14 protein-coding genes are annotated in these 17,312 nt (G+C 61.5%); 7 read left to right on the top strand and 7 right to left on the bottom strand.

The window, feature by feature from the left end; all coding sequences use genetic code 11:
- From AC1RO5_RS00300 to AC1RO5_RS00280, 5 genes are all read right to left on the bottom strand, one after another.
- Positions 1-822, bottom strand: coding sequence for a TIM barrel protein (locus tag AC1RO5_RS00300; RefSeq protein ID WP_493171723.1), 822 nt, complete (start codon positions 820-822; stop codon positions 1-3).
- 25 nt (positions 823-847) lie between these two features.
- Positions 848-2,350, bottom strand: a complete 1,503-nt coding sequence (locus tag AC1RO5_RS00295; RefSeq protein WP_493171721.1) for a CoA-acylating methylmalonate-semialdehyde dehydrogenase — start codon at positions 2,348-2,350, stop codon at positions 848-850.
- A 30-nt stretch (positions 2,351-2,380) separates the two neighbouring features.
- Positions 2,381-3,190: a 5-deoxy-glucuronate isomerase gene (gene iolB, locus AC1RO5_RS00290; RefSeq protein ID WP_493171719.1), complete on the bottom strand. Its 810-nt coding sequence runs from the start codon at positions 3,188-3,190 to the stop codon at positions 2,381-2,383.
- A complete protein-coding gene (gene iolE / locus AC1RO5_RS00285) occupies positions 3,187-4,080 on the bottom strand; it encodes a myo-inosose-2 dehydratase (protein ID WP_493171717.1) in 894 nt (297 codons plus the stop codon). Before iolE ends, iolB begins: the two co-directional genes overlap by 4 nt.
- Before the next feature lie 202 nt (positions 4,081-4,282).
- Entirely contained in the window at positions 4,283-6,220 is a 1,938-nt protein-coding gene (locus tag AC1RO5_RS00280; protein ID WP_493171715.1) for a bifunctional 5-dehydro-2-deoxygluconokinase/5-dehydro-2-deoxyphosphogluconate aldolase, read from the bottom strand.
- 311 nt (positions 6,221-6,531) lie between these two features.
- Between AC1RO5_RS00280 and AC1RO5_RS00275 the strand changes: the two genes are divergently transcribed.
- Both AC1RO5_RS00275 and AC1RO5_RS00270 read left to right on the top strand, forming a co-directional pair.
- On the top strand, positions 6,532-7,452 hold the full coding sequence (locus tag AC1RO5_RS00275; protein WP_007939390.1) for a MurR/RpiR family transcriptional regulator: 921 nt from the start codon (positions 6,532-6,534) through the stop codon (positions 7,450-7,452).
- Between the two features lie 109 nt (positions 7,453-7,561).
- Positions 7,562-8,173: a glutathione S-transferase gene (locus AC1RO5_RS00270; protein ID WP_493171713.1), complete on the top strand. Its 612-nt coding sequence runs from the start codon at positions 7,562-7,564 to the stop codon at positions 8,171-8,173.
- A 148-nt stretch (positions 8,174-8,321) separates the two neighbouring features.
- Here AC1RO5_RS00270 and AC1RO5_RS00265 read toward each other — a convergent pair whose 3' ends face one another.
- Positions 8,322-9,563, bottom strand: a complete 1,242-nt coding sequence (locus AC1RO5_RS00265; protein WP_493171711.1) for a M20/M25/M40 family metallo-hydrolase — start codon at positions 9,561-9,563, stop codon at positions 8,322-8,324.
- An 84-nt stretch (positions 9,564-9,647) separates the two neighbouring features.
- Positions 9,648-10,721: a diguanylate cyclase gene (locus AC1RO5_RS00260; protein ID WP_493171708.1), complete on the bottom strand. Its 1,074-nt coding sequence runs from the start codon at positions 10,719-10,721 to the stop codon at positions 9,648-9,650.
- 245 nt (positions 10,722-10,966) lie between these two features.
- Here AC1RO5_RS00260 and AC1RO5_RS00255 point away from each other — a divergent pair, with 245 nt between their 5' ends.
- The 5 genes from AC1RO5_RS00255 to hglS all read left to right on the top strand — a co-directional run bounded on the left by AC1RO5_RS00255 (position 10,967) and on the right by hglS (position 17,263).
- Positions 10,967-11,911, top strand: a complete 945-nt coding sequence (locus AC1RO5_RS00255) for an alpha/beta fold hydrolase (RefSeq protein WP_493171706.1) — start codon at positions 10,967-10,969, stop codon at positions 11,909-11,911.
- A 63-nt stretch (positions 11,912-11,974) separates the two neighbouring features.
- Complete coding sequence (gene glcD, locus AC1RO5_RS00250; protein ID WP_493171703.1) at positions 11,975-13,474, top strand: glycolate oxidase subunit GlcD; 1,500 nt, start codon at positions 11,975-11,977, stop codon at positions 13,472-13,474.
- Positions 13,474-14,523, top strand: a complete 1,050-nt coding sequence (gene glcE, locus AC1RO5_RS00245; protein ID WP_493171701.1) for a glycolate oxidase subunit GlcE — start codon at positions 13,474-13,476, stop codon at positions 14,521-14,523. Before glcD ends, glcE begins: the two co-directional genes overlap by 1 nt.
- Before the next feature lies 1 nt (position 14,524).
- Complete coding sequence (gene glcF, locus AC1RO5_RS00240) at positions 14,525-15,742, top strand: glycolate oxidase subunit GlcF (RefSeq protein ID WP_493171699.1); 1,218 nt, start codon at positions 14,525-14,527, stop codon at positions 15,740-15,742.
- Positions 15,743-15,871: 129 nt separating this feature from the next.
- Positions 15,872-17,263 carry a 2-oxoadipate dioxygenase/decarboxylase HglS gene (gene hglS / locus AC1RO5_RS00235; protein WP_493171697.1) on the top strand — a complete coding sequence of 464 codons (1,392 nt, stop codon included), beginning with the start codon at positions 15,872-15,874 and terminating at the stop codon, positions 17,261-17,263.
- The last annotated feature ends 49 nt before the right edge of the window (positions 17,264-17,312 follow it).

The following is a 17,312-nucleotide window of genomic DNA, read 5'->3' as shown; positions in this document are numbered from 1 at the left end:
TCAGCTCAGGGATTTCTGCAGGTGATCCATGCTCGCGCCAATTGCCGTCTGGATATCCGCCAGGCCATGGACGCTGTCGGCAAACGGTTCGAACGACAGGTAGCCGCTGTAGCCGCTACTGAGCAAGGTGTCGATCTGCGCCGCGTTGCCGAGGATGTCGCCCTCGCCCACCAACACCCGATGGCCGTCACGAATGGTCGCCAGTGGCGCCTCGGCATCTTCGACGCCGGAGATGTGCACCAGCCCGGTCAGCTCAGGGAAGAATTCATGTTCGCTGGCCAGGTGATGGTGGAAGGTGTCATGCACCAGACGGAACACATCCAGCCCGCCGATGGCCTTGATCGCATCCACTGCCGTGCATTTGCGCCGCAGCGAGCACTCTTCGAAACCCAGCGGCTCGATGAAGCCGAGAATGCCGTGATCGCGCAGGATTGGCGCCAGCTCACTCAACGCCGTGCGCAGGCCAGACGCGCGCTGCGCCTCGGTTCGTGGATCGGCGCGGTCGTTCAATGGGCACATCACCAAGCCCTGTGCACCACAATCACGGGCATAAGCGGCAAGCTTCAGGGCGTGTGCGCGGCGCTCGTCATTCCAGACATCGAACGGATACAGCGCGTTGATCGACAGCACAGTGATGCCTTTGGCCGCGCACAGTTCACGGACGTGTTCGGGTGCGGTGCCGTCTTCGATCTCGACGCCTTTGAGGTCATTGCGAATCTCGATGGCGTCGGCCTTGAGGGTCACCGCCAATTCGATGAATGCTGGCAGGGACAATCGTGGGGCGACCATACGATTCAAGGCGAAACGCAGGGGTTTGCTCATTTTTGTTGTTCTCCGCACAAGTGAATTATTTGGCTGTCGGCATGCTGAATTCAGGGCCCTTGGCGATGCTGTCGGGCCAGCGCTGCATCACGCTTTTGTAGCGGCTGTAGAAGCGAATGCCTTCTTCGCCATAAGCGTGGTGATCACCGAACAGCGAGCGCTTCCAGCCGCCGAACGAGTGCCAGGCCATGGGCACCGGAATCGGTACGTTGATGCCGACCATGCCGACCTTGATGCTGCGGGCAAACGAACGGGCAATGCCGCCATCGCTGGTGAAGCACGACACGCCGTTGCCGAATTCATGGGCGTTGATCAGCGCCACGGCGCTGGCGAAGTCCGGCACACGCACAATGCCCAGCACCGGCCCGAAGATCTCTTGCTGGTAAATGCTCATCTCGGTCGTGACCTTGTCGAACAACGTGGCGCCGACGAAGAAGCCGTTCTCGGCACCCGGCACCTTGAAGTTGCGCCCATCGACAATCAGCTGCGCGCCCTGGGCCACGCCTTCGCCGATAAAGCCCTCGACCTTGGCCTTGTGTTCGGCGGTCACCAGCGGCCCCATGTCGCTGTCGCCCTGCATGCCGTTGCCGACCTTCAGTTGATCGATGCGCGGCAGCAGTTTGGCAATCAATTGGTCGCCGACATCACCGACGGCCACGGCAATCGAAATCGCCATGCAGCGCTCACCGGCCGAGCCGTAAGCCGCGCCGATCAGTGCATCTGCCGCCTGATCCAGATCGGCATCGGGCATGACGATCATGTGGTTCTTCGCCCCGCCCAGCGCCTGTACACGCTTGCCGCGCGAGGTGGCTTGCTGGTGGATGTACTCGGCAATCGGCGTCGAGCCGACAAAGGAAATCGCCTCGATGTCCGGGTGTTGCAACAAGGCGTCGACCGCGCTCTTGTCGCCCTGGACCACGTTGAACACACCGTCCGGCAACCCGGCTTCGGTGAGCAAACGGGCCATCAGCGAACTGGCGGAAGGGTCGCGTTCGGACGGTTTGAGGATGAAGCAGTTGCCGGTGACCAGCGCCAGCGGGATCATCCACAGCGGCACCATCACCGGGAAGTTGAACGGCGTAACGCCCGCGCAGACACCCAATGGCTGGCGCAGGTTCCAGTTGTCGATGCCACCGCCGATGTTGTCGCTGAAATCGGTTTTCAGCAGGTTCGGCGCGCCACAGGCGTACTCGACGATTTCAATGCCACGGGTCACTTCGCCCTTGGCGTCGGAGAACACCTTGCCGTGTTCGCGGCTAATGATTTCGGCCAGTTCGTTGTGATGGCGGTCGAGCAATTCCTTGAACTTGAACATCACCCGCGAACGGCGCAGGGACGATTGCTCGGACCAGGCCGGGAACGCCTTCATGGCCGAAGCGACGGCCTCGTCCACGGTCTTCTGGCTGGCCAGCCCGACCCGCGCCTGAACGCTGCCGGTGGCCGGATTGAAGACATTGCTGAACCGCTCGCTGCCGCTGTCCTGCACCTGACCGTCGATGTAATGGCCTATGACCGGGGCGTCGCTCATTATTCTTGTTCTCCCTTTGGATGTTGGAATTTAAAGATCCAGTAGCCAGCTGTGCTGCGGATCGTTATGGAACTGCCAGACGCGTTTCGGGCCGGCCATCACATTCAGGTAATACGACTCATAGCCGTAGGGCACGCTGACCGGGTGATAACCCTTGGGCACCACCACCAGGTCGCTGTTTTCCACCGCCATGGCCTGATCGATACTGCGATCGTCGGTGTAGACCCGCTGGAACACGAAGCCCTGGGGCGGGTTGATCTGGTGGTAATAGGTTTCTTCGAGAAAGCTCTGGTGCGGCAGATCGTCGGTGTCGTGCTTGTGCGGCGGGTAGCTCGACGAGTGACCGGACGGCGTACGCACTTCCACCACCAGCAGCGAATGGGCGGGCTCGGTGTCCGGCAAGATGTCGCAGACATAACGGGTGTTGGCACCCTTGCCGCGCACGCTGCGTTTCATGCTGTCGGGTTTGATCAGCCGTGCGCCGAGGTTTTCGGCGGTCAAACCGGGCGCCGCGCAAACGGCGATTTGCACGTCGCTCAACGCCACCACCTGGGCCTGGCTGCCGGGTGGCAAATACACGGCGAACGGTGATTTGTCTTCGAACACCGACTGGCGATCGCCGATGTTGTCCCAGTCGAACGCGCCCTGCCCTGGCGCTTCGCCCTTGATGCCGACCCGACCGCTGAGCAGCACCAGGCACAGCTCCTTGTCACCCGCGCTGACCGGCAAGGTTTCGCCGAGACTCAGGCGGTAAGCCGCGAAGCCGACATATTCCAGCTCCCCCTGCCCCAGTTCGACCATGGTCCGACCGCGGGCATTGCTCTTGACCAACAGGCTCATTGCGCGGTCCTCTCGTCGAGCAAGGCACGCAGGGTGTCGTAGCCTTTTTTGGCGTAGACGTAACTCGGTGCCACCGCCGGATCCTGCTCGGCCTCGACCACCAGCCAGCCGTGATAATCGGCGCCCAGCAGCACGTCGAGCAAGGCGCCGAAATCGATATCGCCATCACCTGGCACGGTGAAGGTGCCGTTGATGATGCAGTCCGGGAAGCTCCACAGGTTGTTGCGCGCCAGTTGCACCACCGGTTTGCGCACGTCCTTGAAATGCACATGGCAGACCCGTTCGATGTGTTTGCTCAGCACCTGCAGCGGTTCGCCACCGCCCATGTAGCAATGGCCCGAATCGAACAGCAGGCCGACTTCGCTGCCGGTCAATGCCATTAGTTTGTCGATGTCGGCCGGGGATTCGACGTAGGCGCCCATGTGATGGTGATAGGCCAGACGCACGCCTTGGGACAGGGTGAAACGCGCCAGTTCGGTGAGTTTGTCGGCGTATTCTTGCCAGGCTTGTTCGGTGTGGAAACGCGGGCGCTCGACCAGTGGAATGCGCTGGCCTTGAATGGAGTCGGCGACTTCGCCATAGACCAGCACCTTGGCGCCGTTCTTCGCCAGCAGCTCGACATGGCTGCCGATGGCGTCGATTTCCTCGGCCACGGAACGGCGGGCCAGACGGCTGGAATACCAGCCCGACACCAGCGCCAGGTCGTAAGGCCGCAGCACATCGCCGACGCCCTTGGCGTCCTTGGGAAACTTGCCGTTTAGTTCGAAGCCTTCGTAGCCGATGTCCTTGCCTTCGCTGAGGGCGGTACTCAACGGCGTTTCACCACCGAGGGACGGCAGGTCGTCGTTGCTCCAGGAGATCGGGTTGATGCCAATTCGGATAGCGGGCATGGCTGCACCTTTTATTGTTTTCTCAAAAATGTTCAACCGATCACCTGTGGCGAGGGAGCTTGCTCCCGCTGGACTGCGAAGCAGTCCCGAATCAACCAGCCCGGTGTATCAGGTAAACCGCATTCACAGGTTTGCGACTGCTTCGCAGCCGAGCGGGAGCAAGCTCCCTCGCCACAAAAGCCCCATCAATCAATTAATGTGTTCAGGCTCGGGCCGTGCGCCAGGCATCGATCAGTTCGACGAAGGTACCCTGCACCTGGCAAATCAGCGCTTCGTCGTCGATTTCACCGGCCATCCACGCGCGGCTCGGTTCCTGGAAGATCGTCCGGCCCACGGCGAAACCACGGCAGGTCTGGCTCTGGCTGGCCTGTTGAAACCCTTCGGCCAGGGTCGCCGCCGGGGCATTCAGGCCCAGCAGCACCACGCCACGGCAATACGGATCGCGCTCCTGAATCAGCTCGTCGAGTTGTTGCCACTCCTCGGCGCTCTGCGCTTCGATCTTCCACCACGCCGGGTAGATGCCCAGGTTGTAGAGGCGTTTGAGGGCGCGATAGAGCACGTCCGGATGCGCTGATGGATGATCCTTGGGCGGAATGATCTCCAGCAGCAACTCATGCCCGCTGACTTGCGAGGCCTGATACAGGCCCTTGATCTGCGCTTCCTGCTCCAGACGCAGCAGAGGCTCGTCGTCGGGATGGAATTGCACCAGGCATTTGATGATCTGTTCTTGCGGCCAGGCGATCAGGTTACTGCCGATCGAGCGCCCGTGTTCGAACGCCAATGGCCGCGAACCCTGCACTTCCACTGGCCGTGCCACCCACCAGCCACGACCGGTGGCGGCGTTCAGCGAGTCCTGACCGAAACGTTGATCGGCCAGCAAGCCGACATCGGCGTCGACACCCTGCTCACGCAAATCCGCCTCGACCCGTTCCACAGCTTTGATAAAGAGTTGTTTGAGTTCGCAGATAGCGTTCAGGTCGCGCCCGCCCTTGTGGGCCAGCTCCACCAGTTGCCCGCGATGATCGAAGGCAAAGATGAACAGTTGCTTCCACTGTTTGCGCGGTACGCTGACTTGATGCAGACGCTGCAATGTCACGTCCTGATCCGGCCGGGTGATCGGCACCGGGCTGTTGAACAGGTAATCGAGTTCGGCGCGGGTCGGCATCGCCGGGGCGCAGGCATGGCGCGACACCACCAGACCGCCGCAGGCATTGGCCAACTGGCAGCAGCGCTCGTCGCTGGCGTCCTCCAGCCAGCCACTGAGGAAACCCGACATGAAGGCATCGCCGGCCCCCAGCACATTCAGCACTTCGACGCGCACACCGGGATAGATCGCGCCCTCTTCGAGACGCGCCGGGATCGCCCCGTGGATCACCGTGCAACCTTGCGGGCCGAGCTTGACCACCAACGTCGCCGCGCTCAGGCGCCGGACACTGCGCAGCGCGGTGAGCAAATCCTCGGAGCCGCCGGCGATCAGGAATTCTTCTTCAGTGCCGACGATCAGGTCGAAACGCGGGAGGATTTTCTGCACATGCTCGCTGACGTTCTGGTCGGCAACGAAACGGGTTTCGCCGTCCGCCTTGCCGGCCAGGCCCCAAAGCACCGGGCGGTAATCGATGTCCAGCACCCGCTTGACGTTGTGCTTTTCGGCGTAGTCCAGCGCCTGAATGCTCGCCTTGTAGACACCGTCGGTGGAGAAATGGGTGCCGGTGATCAGCAGGGCTTTGCTGGAAGCAATGAAGGCTTCGCTGATGTCTTCGGCGCGCAACGCCATGTCGGCGCAGTTTTCGCGGTAGAACACCAGCGGAAAGGTTTCGCGATCCTTGAGACCCAGCAGGACCATGGCGGTCAGGCGTTCCGGATCGACCTTGATGCCGCTGACGTCGCAGCCTTCACGGGCCAGGGACTCAACGAGGAAACGGCCCATGTGGTCGTCCCCTACCTGGCTCAACATCGCCGATTTCAGCCCCAATCGAGCGGTGCCAAAGGCGATGTTGGCGGACGAACCGCCCAGGTACTTGGCGAAGCTGCTCACATCCTCCAGCCGCGCCCCGACTTGTTGCGCATAAAGATCGACGCCAAGGCGTCCGAGGCAAATCAGATCCAATTGACGCCCATTGGCAAAACGAGTCTGGCCCATGCTGGCTCCTGTTATTTTTATCAGCCTGTGTTCGGGGCGATGAAGGCGCCGAACACTCTTGGTGGATGCAGACTAAAACGACCGGGGCCGAACAATCAATAATTATTCTATATATTTTTTACGTGGAATATTTTTTCCAATAAACTTTGATACAAGCGTTCCAGACACCGTGCATCGTTTCAGCAGGCCCCAGGCCGATTGCGAGCTCAAGATTTTATTCCGGCCTACCCTGTAGACTGCGCACAGCCAACCTATTGTCAGGGGATGACGAGAACCGTCATCCCCATAAGAACAAGCCAGAAGGATTCCTTATGTCCCGCACCGATCAGCCGGCTACGACCGAGAGCTCGCCCGACAGCGATCTCGCCAGCCCTCCGATCAATGCCGAGCGTCTGTTGCAGCTGATCACCGAGGAGTACGAAAGTCTGCCGCGCCAGCTCAAACGCATCGCCAGCTACATGAGCCAGCAGAGCGACCGGATCATGGTCGACCGCATCAGCGACATCGCCCGCGAATGCGAAGTGCACCCGTCGGCCATCGTGCGTTTTTCCCAGCGCTTCGGCTTCAGCGGGTTCAGTGAAATGCAGGCGCTGTTTCGCGAGGCCTACACCCACAAGACCACACCGGTGCAGAATTACCAGCAACGCATCCGCAGCATGATCGCCAACAAGTCGCAGAAGGCCAGCGGCGGCGACCTGGCGCGCGAATGCATCAACGCCACCCTGTCGGGCATCGAACGATTGGGGCTGGAACTCGATGACCAGGCTTTCGACAAGGCCGTGGACCTGGTGGTGAATGCCGACAACATCTACGTGGTCGGGGTGCGTCGGTCATTCGCGGTGGCCGATTACCTGGTCTACAACCTGCAACACACCAACAAGCGCATCCACCTGGTGTCGGGCCTTGGCGGCAGTTACCGCGAGCAGATGCGCAGCGTGCGCGCCAACGACCTGGTGATCGCCATCAGCTTCACGCCCTACGGCAAGGAAACCCAGCACTGCCTGCGCATCGCCCAGCACCATCAGGCGAAAACCCTGATCATTACCGACAGCAACCTCTCGCCATTGGCCAAGCGCGCCAACACCGTGCTGCTGGTCAACGAAGGCAGCTCATTTGCCTTCCGTTCGCTGAGCGCCACCTTGTGCCTGTGCCAGGCGCTGTTCATCGCCGTGGCTTATCGACTGGAATTGAAGGTCGATGAGATTCATGAGCAGGCAGGCTTTGAGGATTAGCCTTCGAGGATGAACAATAGGCCTGAGGATTAGCGCGAAACCGTTTGCACGTCGCTGAACCTCGGCTAAGGTTGTCCATCCCCAAGGACCGTCTGTAAGGAGAGGCTCAATGAAACTGATCGGCATGCTGGATTCGCCCTACGTGCGGCGCGTCGCCATCTCCGCCAAATGCCTGGGCATCCCGCTGGAACACCAGTCGGTTTCGGTGTTCAGGAATTTCGAGCAGTTCCAGCAGATCAACCCGGTGGTAAAGGCGCCGACCCTGGTGCTGGATAACGGTGAGGTGTTGATGGACTCGACACTGATCATTGACTACCTCGAAGCCCTGGCTGCGCCGGGTAAAAGCTTGATACCCGACAATCCGGTTCAACGCTTGCGCTCGCTGCGGTTGATCGGCCTGGCGTTGGCGGCGTGCGAGAAGTCGGTGCAGCTTTACTACGAACGCAACCTGCGGCCAGCGGAAATTCAGTACGCGCCGTGGGTGGAACGGGTTGAAGGGCAATTGGCGGCGGCGTATTCGGCGCTGGAGCGGGAATTGGAAAAACAGCCGCTGAAGACCGACGGCTCGATTGCGCAGGACGGGATTAGCTTGGCGGTGGCCTGGAGCTTTACCAACCTGGTGGTGCCGGATCAGGTGGATGCCGCGCAGTTTCCACGAATCAGCGCGTTCACCGCGTATGCCGAAGAGCTTGAGGTGTTTGTCGATACACCGATCGAGTAGCCGAATCACTGAAATCCTTGTGGGAGCAGGATTGTGTGGCGAGGGAGCTTGCTCCCGCTGGGTCGCGAAGCGGCCCCAAAAGCTTTGCGACGGAGCAAGCTCCCTCGCCACAGGAGCCTGCACCCGATTATGGAGGCGATCTGGCCGATTACTGCTTGGCCAATTCCATAATCATCCGCGACAGCAAATAAATCCGCGGCGCCACGCTTTCTACCTCGGCATATTCCTCGGGCGTATGGATATTGCCGCCAACAATCCCGAACCCGTCCAGCGTCGGCGTACCAACACCAGCGGACAAACTCGCATCCGCCGCCCCGCCGCTGCCTTCTTCCGTCAACTTGCGGCCAATTTCGCCGTAAATCCCTTGGGCCATGGCCATCAAGCGATCCGATTCCGCCGTTTGCGGCATCGGTGGCAAGCCGCGTTTAAGGCTGGTGGTGACGTCCGTATCGGCAATCAGTTTGTCCTTCGACACCCGCGCCAGGTCCTTTTCGATCCGGTCGAACTCTTCCGGCACCGCTGCCCGCACGTCAGCCTTGGCCGTGGCCTGATCCGGAATCACGTTGGTACGGTCGCCGGCCTTGAGCACGGTGAAGTTGATGGTGGTTTTCTTCGCTTCATCGCCCAGTTTGCCGAGTTGCAGAATCTGGTGCGCGGCTTCCATGGCAGCGTTACGCCCCAACTCCGGCGCAACCCCTGCGTGAGCCGCCTTGCCTTTGACCTCGACCACGGCGGTGGCGCTGCCTTTGCGCCATACCACCAGGCCATCGGCCGGACGACCCGGCTCAAGGTTGAGCGTCACGTCATGGGCCTTGGCGGTTTTCTTGATCAAGTCGGTAGCGACGTCCGAGCCGGTTTCTTCACTGGCATCGAGCAGGAAGGTGATTTGCGCGTAGTCCTTGAAGTCAAGGTTCTTGAGGATTTTCAGCGCGTAGATCCCGGCGACGATACCGCCCTTGTCGTCCATCACACCCGGCCCATAAGCGCGACCGTCCTTGATATGGAACGGGCGCTCGGCGGCGGAGCCTTCCTTGAACACGGTGTCCATGTGCGCCATCAGCAGGATCTTCGCCTTGCCGGTGCCCTTGAGGGTGGCCAGCACATGGTTGCTCTCGTCCGGGGTGTTGGGCACCAGTTCGATGGTGGCACCGAGCTTCTTCAACTCTTCGATGGCGATGTCACTCACCTGGGTCAGGCCCGGTTCATAACCGGAGCCGGAGTCGATGTTCACCAGCCGCTCCAGCAGCTTCAGGGCTTCACCCTTGTACTGTTCGGCATCGGCGAGGACTTGTTTGTGGGGTTCGGCGAAGGCTGCGGGGGTGAAGGTGCCGAGAGCGAGGGTCAGGCCAAGGCTGGTGGCCAGGAAGGAACGCGGGAGCTTGAACGTCATGAATCGATCCTTGTTTCGTGTCGGGGTCCTGAAACCCTACCTGACTACGACACAAGGCTCTACACCGGATGCGACACATGGGGGTCAGACCGAGTCGAGCAACTCTTTACGCGGCTTGCCGTCGCCATGGCAAATGACGCGGTTACGGCTGGTGGTCTTGGCTTCGTAGAGCGCCTGGTCGGCGTCGTTGAGCCACAGGGTCGCTTCCTCGTGGGTCGGGTTGAAGGCCGCCAGGCCGATGCTCAAACTGACTTTCAGCGCCGGGTTCTGCTCGTACCCCAATGTGGCGAAACGAGCACGCAGCGCATCCATCGCCACAGCGGCGCGCTCCAACGGCAGGTCCGGCAACAGCACGCAGAATTCGTCGCCGCCATAGCGCCCGGCGACATCCGCCGCCCGCAGGTTCTGCTTGAGGATTTTGCTCAGCTGACGCAAGACGATATCCCCGGCAACATGGCCGTAGGTGTCGTTGATGGTCTTGAAATGGTCGATGTCGATCAACGCAATCGCCCCGCCCTGCTGCTGGCGCCGGCAACGCTGAAACTCGATTTCCAGCTGGTCTTTCCAGGCACCGTGATTCAGCAGGCCGGTCAGGCTGTCGGTGCGGCTCAGGGCCAGCAACTCGCGTTTGTGTCGGCCGAGGGTGTGGGCCTGACGGAAGCAGATCCAGCCCAGGGACATCGGATAAATCGACAGCAAAGGCAAACAGGCGTATAGCTGAAATGGACTGGTTTGCGGGACAAAGGCCGGCATGAACACCAGCAGCCCGAGGCCGATCCCGAGCACCTGCACAACGGCGCCCACCAACAGAAAACGCAAACCACCGATGGCCACGTTGTGCATCGCCATCATCGACAGTGTCGCCGCGCTGGGCAGCGGATTGAACTGCATGGCGGCCACCCAGAAACCGCCGAGAAACGCGTCCAGCAGAATGTTGCGGTGTTCGGCGTGGTAAGGAACCTTCGCCCGACGCGCCCATTGATAGGCCACATGCGGCCAGATGACGCCATTGAACAACATCACCACCCAGACCCAGGGCGCGGGGTCGAGTGGGTACATCCCTGCACCGACACACAATAATCCGAGGGCCAGCCCCAGGATGCGCGACCCATAAAGCCTCCTGGCCAATGAAAGTCCCTTTCCTCCCTTTTTTTCCATAGAGGCCTCTGTACTACTGAACCGAGCCTGACAACACATGGGTGAAAGTGTGTTTGAAGTCTATCAGGGCAACGTCAAATAGCCATCTCCGGCTGGCAATCTGAATAACATGGCATTGCCATGAGGCGAGTGCCCAATGTTTGTCTATACATGAAGGAAGGGATCGATAAACAACGATAACGGGAGACCCATGCCGAGGCTCCGCCAACCACATTCCGTCCTGATCATTGCAAAGGAATAGCCTGATGCTTTTGTTGGTTGTCGCTATCGCTGTCTTCGTGGCCTGGAGCTGGTTGAGCTACCCGGCCATCGGCTATTGGCTCTATGACTTGAACATGGCGCTGGAAGCCCGGCTGTATCGGTTGCACAAGCTTATCGTGCCGATCACCGAAATGACCGTCTCGACCTGGCAAGGCGGACCCTACGAAGCCTCCAGCAACATATTGATGCTGCACGGCTACAGCGCCGACAAGAACGTCTGGCTGCGTTTCGCCCGGCATTTTGTCAACGACTACCGGGTGATCATCCCCGACCTCGCCGGCCATGGCGAAACCGGCTTCAAGGCCGGTGGCGGTTATGACATTCCGGTCCAGGCCAAGCGGTTGATCCAGTTGCTCGATGTCTGCGGGGTCGAGAAGGTGCATGTGATCGGCAACTCCATGGGCGGCTACATCGCGGCATGGCTGGCGGCCAATTACCCCGAGCGTATTGTTTCGCTGGCGCTGCTCGACCCGGCCGGCGTCACTGCCCCGCAGGCCAGTGACATGGAGCGGCACCTGGCTCGCGGCCACAACCCGTTCCTGATTCATTCCCGTGAAGAGTTCCAGCACTTCTACGACATGACCATGGCCTCGCCGCCATGGGTACCGGGGATCGTGCTGGACGCCGTTGCCCAGCGCTATGAACAGCAGCGCGACGAGCTGGAAGAAATCTTCAGGGACTTCCGGGCCAGCCCGCCGATGGAGCCAAAACTGCCCGATATCAAATGCCCGGCGCTGCTGTTGTGGGGGCGCAAGGACCGCTTGATCGACGTCAGCAGCGTGCCCGTCTGGAGCAAGGGCATCGCCGATCTGCGGGTAGAGATATGGGACGGTGTCGGTCACATGCCGATGGTTGAACAGCCGACCAACACAGCACGGTTGTACCGGGAGTTTTTGCGGGCGCATCACATGACCCCCACCGCCTCGTAGCAGCTGCTACGGTTCGGCAGATAATTCGGGGGGATGCTCGGCGATTCATACGAGGCGCGATTGATGAACATTCTTTACGACGAACGCATCGACGGCGCCCTGCCCAATGTCGACAAGGCCGTGCTGCTCAAGGCCTTGCAACAGGAGGTGCCGGACCTGGACATCCTCTGGCGCGAGGAAGAGCTCAAACCCTACGAGTGCGACGGTCTCTCGGCCTATCGCACCACGCCGATGCTGGTGGCCCTGCCCCGGCATCTGCAACAGGTGCAGGCACTGCTCAAGCTCTGCCATGCCCGGAATGTGCCGGTGGTGGCACGTGGGGCCGGCACCGGGTTGTCCGGCGGTGCACTGCCGCTGGACAAAGGTGTGTTGCTGGTGATGGTGCGGTTCAACAACATCTTGCACATCGACCCAGCCGCCCGCACCGCACGAGTCCAGCCGGGGGTGCGCAACCTGGCGATATCCCAGGCAGCGGCGCCCTTCGGTTTGTATTACGCGCCGGACCCGTCCTCGCAAATCGCCTGCTCCATCGGCGGCAACGTCGCGGAAAACGCCGGCGGCGTGCATTGCCTCAAGTACGGCCTGACCGTGCACAACCTGCTGAAACTCGAAATACTGACCCTTGAAGGCGAACACCTGACCCTCGGCGCCGACTCGCTGGACGCGCCGGGGTTTGACCTGTTGGCGCTGTTCACTGGCTCCGAAGGCTTGCTGGGGATCATCACCGAAGTCACGGTCAAACTGCTGCCCAAGCCCCAGGTCGCCAAAGTCCTGCTGGCCAGTTTCGACTCCGTGGAAAAGGCCGGCCGCGCGGTGGCCGAGATCATCGCCGCCGGGATCATCCCCGGCGGTCTGGAAATGATGGACAACCTGGCGATCCGCGCCGCTGAAGACTTCATCCACGCCGGTTACCCGGTGGACGCCGAAGCGATCCTGCTCTGCGAACTGGACGGCGTCGAAGCCGATGTCCATGACGACTGCGAGCGAGTCCGCGAGGTGCTGCAACAGGCCGGCGCCAGCGAGGTGCGCCAGGCGCGGGACGAGTCCGAGCGCGTGCGGTTCTGGGCCGGGCGCAAAAACGCCTTCCCGGCCATCGGCCGACTTTCGCCTGATTACTACTGCATGGACGGCACCATCCCCCGCCGCGAACTGCCCGGCGTGCTCCAGGGCATCGCCAATCTGGCGCAAGAATACGGCTTGCGGGTGGCCAACGTGTTCCACGCCGGCGACGGCAACATGCACCCACTGATCCTGTTCGACGCCAACCAGCCCGGCGAACTGGAACGGGCCGAAGCCCTCGGCGGCAAGATCCTCGAACTGTGCGTGAAAGTCGGCGGCAGCATCACCGGCGAGCACGGCGTGGGCCGGGAGAAAATCAATCAGATGTGCGCACAGTTCAACAGTGATGAGTTGACCCTGTTTCACGCAGTGAAAGCCGCATTCGACCCGCAGGGTTTGCTCAACCCCGGCAAGAACATCCCGACCCTGCACCGCTGCGCGGAATTCGGCGCGATGCATATCCACGCCGGGCAGTTGCCGTTCCCTGAGCTGGAGCGTTTCTGATGGTGGATTTCGATGCCAGTGAAGCCCTGCTCGATCAGGTCAGGCAGGCGCAGGAAAACGCCACGCCGCTGCGTATTCAGGGCGGTAACACCAAGGCCTTTCTCGGCCGTGAAGTGGCCGGAGAAGTGCTCGACACCCGCGCCCACTGCGGCATCGTCAGCTATGACCCGACGGAACTGGTGATCAGCGTACGCGCCGGCACACCGCTGAGTGAATTGTTTGCCGCGCTGGACACAGCAGGGCAAATGCTGCCTTGCGAACCGCCGTCGTTCGGCGAAGGCGCCACTGTCGGCGGGATGATCGCCGCGGGGCTGTCCGGGCCACGGCGCCCGTGGGCCGGCTCGGTGCGGGACTTTGTCCTCGGTACGCGGGTGATCAGCGGCCTGGGCACTCACCTGCGCTTTGGCGGCGAAGTGATGAAAAACGTCGCCGGTTATGACCTGTCGCGCCTGATGGTCGGCAGCTACGGCTGCCTTGGCGTGCTGACCGAAGTCTCGCTCAAAGTGCTGCCCAAACCCCGGCAATGCCTGAGCATCAGCCTGGACATCGACTGCGCCCGCGCCTTGGCCAATCTGGCGCAATGGGGCCAGCAACCGTTGCCCATCAGCGCCGCCAGCCACGATGGCCAGCGTTTGTACCTGCGTCTGGAAGGCGGCGAAGGCTCGGTCACGGCGGCCCATCAACGGCTCGGCGGCGAACAGATGGACTCCGCTTATTGGCCCGACCTGAACGAACAACGGCTAGACTTTTTCAATGAAGGCCTGCCGCTGTGGCGCCTGTCATTACCCAACAACCTCGGGCCTCTGGACTTGCCCGGCGAACAACTGATCGACTGGGGCGGCGCGCAACGCTGGCTGAAATCCGCGGCCGATAACATTCAATCGCGAGCCCTTGAACTCGGCGGTCATGCCACCTGTTTCAGCCATGGCGTCACAGACACGCCTTTCCAGCCGCTGGCCCCGGCGCTGCTGCGCTATCACCGGCAACTCAAGGCGCAATTGGACCCGCAAGGGCTGTTCAACCCTGGGCGGATGTACGCGGAATTCTAGTATGCAAACCAACCTCAGCGAACAGTCCCGACAATTGCCCCGCGCCGAAGAAGCGGACAAGATTCTGCGCACCTGTGTGCATTGCGGGTTTTGCAACGCGACATGCCCAACCTATCAACTGCTCGGCGACGAACTGGACGGGCCACGCGGGCGTATCTACCTGATCAAGCAAGTGCTCGAAGGCGCCCCCGCCACGGCCAAAGCTCAGTTGCACCTGGACCGCTGCCTGACCTGCCGCAACTGCGAAACCACCTGCCCGTCCGGAGTCGACTATCACAACCTGCTGGACATTGGCCGCGCGGTGATCGATCAAGCGGTGCCGCGCCCGGCCAGTCAACGGCTGTTGCGTCAGGGCCTGCGGGCATTGGCGCCAAACCCGAACCTGTTCAAGACTCTATTGCAGATCGGCGCCACCTTCCGGCCGTTGCTGCCACGGGGCGTTGAGGCGAAATTGCCCCACGACCTCCCCGCCGCCGGTGAGCGCCCTGCCCCTCGGCATGCGCGACGGGTGTTGATGCTCGAAGGCTGCGTGCAGCCCGGCCTGTCGCCAAACACCAACGCCGCGACGGCGCGTGTGCTGGATCGGCTGGGCATCAGCGTAATTCCGGCGCCGGAAGCCGGTTGTTGCGGTGCGCTGGACTATCACCTCGATGCCCAAGCCATGGGCCTGGACCGCGCCCGACGCAACATCGACGCCTGGTGGCCGCACCTGGAAAACGGCGCCGAAGCCATCGTGCAAACCGCCAGCGGCTGCGGTGCGTTCATCAAGGATTACGGGCATCTGCTGGAGCGCGACCCGGTTTATGCGGCCAAGGCCCGGCGGGTCAGCGAAATGGCCCTGGACCTGGTGCAAGTGCTGGCAGATGAACCGTTGGAGCGGGTCTGCACCGCCACCGACCGACGGATCGCCTTTCACTGCCCCTGCACCTTGCAGCACGCGCAAAAACTCGGCGGCGCGGTGGAGGCCGTGCTAACGCGGTTGGGCTTCAATCTCACAGCGGTGCCCGACAGTCATTTGTGTTGTGGCTCGGCGGGCACCTATTCGATCACCCAACCGGAGCTGGCCCGGCAACTGCGCGACAACAAGCTCAACGCCCTGGAAAGCGGCCACCCCGACGTCATCGCCACCGCCAACATCGGCTGCCAGAGCCACCTCAACAGTGCCGGACGCACGCCAGTCAGGCACTGGATCGAACTGGTGGACCAAGTGCTGCGTTAACCGAACACTTCTGCGTTGCAACAACAGTCCTTGGCAGAATGAAGTTCGTCAGAAACTTCGTTTGTCGGCGCCGCCGAAGGCTGCGATCTTTTCCGGCATCCGTTACGTCACTGCGCCAGGATTTTTTTCATGAGCCACCCGAACTTCGTCAGCCCTGACCTGATCCGCCAACGCTTCTCCAAAGCGATGTCCGACATGTACCGCGAAGAAGTGCCGCTGTACGGCGCGCTGATGGAGCTGGTGGAACAGGCCAATCGCCATGTGCTGGACAGCAACCCGCAAATCGCCCGACAGTTGCACAGCACCGGGGAAATCCAGCGGCTGGACCTTGAACGCCACGGTGCGATCCGCGTCGGCACCGCCACTGAACTGGCAACCCTCGCCCGCCTGTTCGCGGTAATGGGCATGCAGCCGGTGGGCTATTACGACCTGACCCCGGCCGGCGTGCCGGTGCACTCCACCGCGTTCCGCGCCGTGCATGAGGCGGCATTGCAGGTCAGCCCTTTCCGGGTGTTCACCTCGCTATTGCGCCTGGAACTGATCGAAGACGCCAAACTGCGGGCCTTCGCCCAGTCAGTGCTGGACCAGCGTTCGATCTTCACCCCGGCCGCGCTGACGCTCATCGAACGCGCCGAAACCCAAGGCGGCCTGACCGAATACGAGGCGCAGGACTTCGTCGCACAAGCCCTGGAAACCTTCCGCTGGCACCACAGCGCCACCGTCACCGCCGAGCAGTACCAGCAACTCAGCGCCCAGCATCGACTGATCGCCGACGTGGTGGCGTTCAAAGGCCCGCACATTAACCACCTGACGCCGCGCACTCTGGACATCGACATCGTCCAGGCACAAATGCCCGCCCATGGCATTACCCCCAAAGCGGTGATCGAAGGCCCACCCCGCCGTCAATGCCCGATCCTGCTGCGTCAGACCAGCTTCAAGGCGCTGGATGAGCCGATTGCTTTTACCGATCAAGCCGAGATGCGTGGCAGCCACAGCGCCCGCTTCGGTGAAATCGAACAACGCGGCGCAGCGCTCACGCCCAAGGGCCGGGCGCTTTACGACCGCTTGCTCAATGCTGCCCGGGATGAACTCAAGGAATTCCCCAACGAAGCCAATGCCGCACGCTACAACGCACTAATGACGCAGCACTTTGGCGAATTCCCTGACACCGTCGAGGACATGCGCCAACAGGAACTGGCGTACTTTCGCTACTTCGTGACGGAAAAAGACCTGGCGGCGGATGATCTGAACGGCGCGTCGCTGGAAGATTTGCTCCACGACGGGTATGTGCGGGTTGAACCGCTGGTGTACGAAGATTTCCTGCCGGTCAGTGCGGCGGGGATTTTTCAGTCGAACCTGGGGGACGCGGCGCAAACCCACTATGGCGTGCATTCGAACCAACAGGCGTTCGAAAAGGCGTTGGGGCGGTCGACGATTGATGAGTTGGGCTTGTATGCCGAGACGCAGCGGCGATCGATCGAAGAGTGTTTTGCAGCATTGGGTTTGAAGGTTACCGATTAGGTGGCCACAAAAAAAATCGCAGCCTGCGGCAGCTCCTACACCGGCCGCA

The sequence above is a fragment of the Pseudomonas sp. GW822-FHT02G04 genome (genome assembly GCF_058802085.1).
This window is presented reverse-complemented; position numbering and strand designations above follow the sequence as displayed.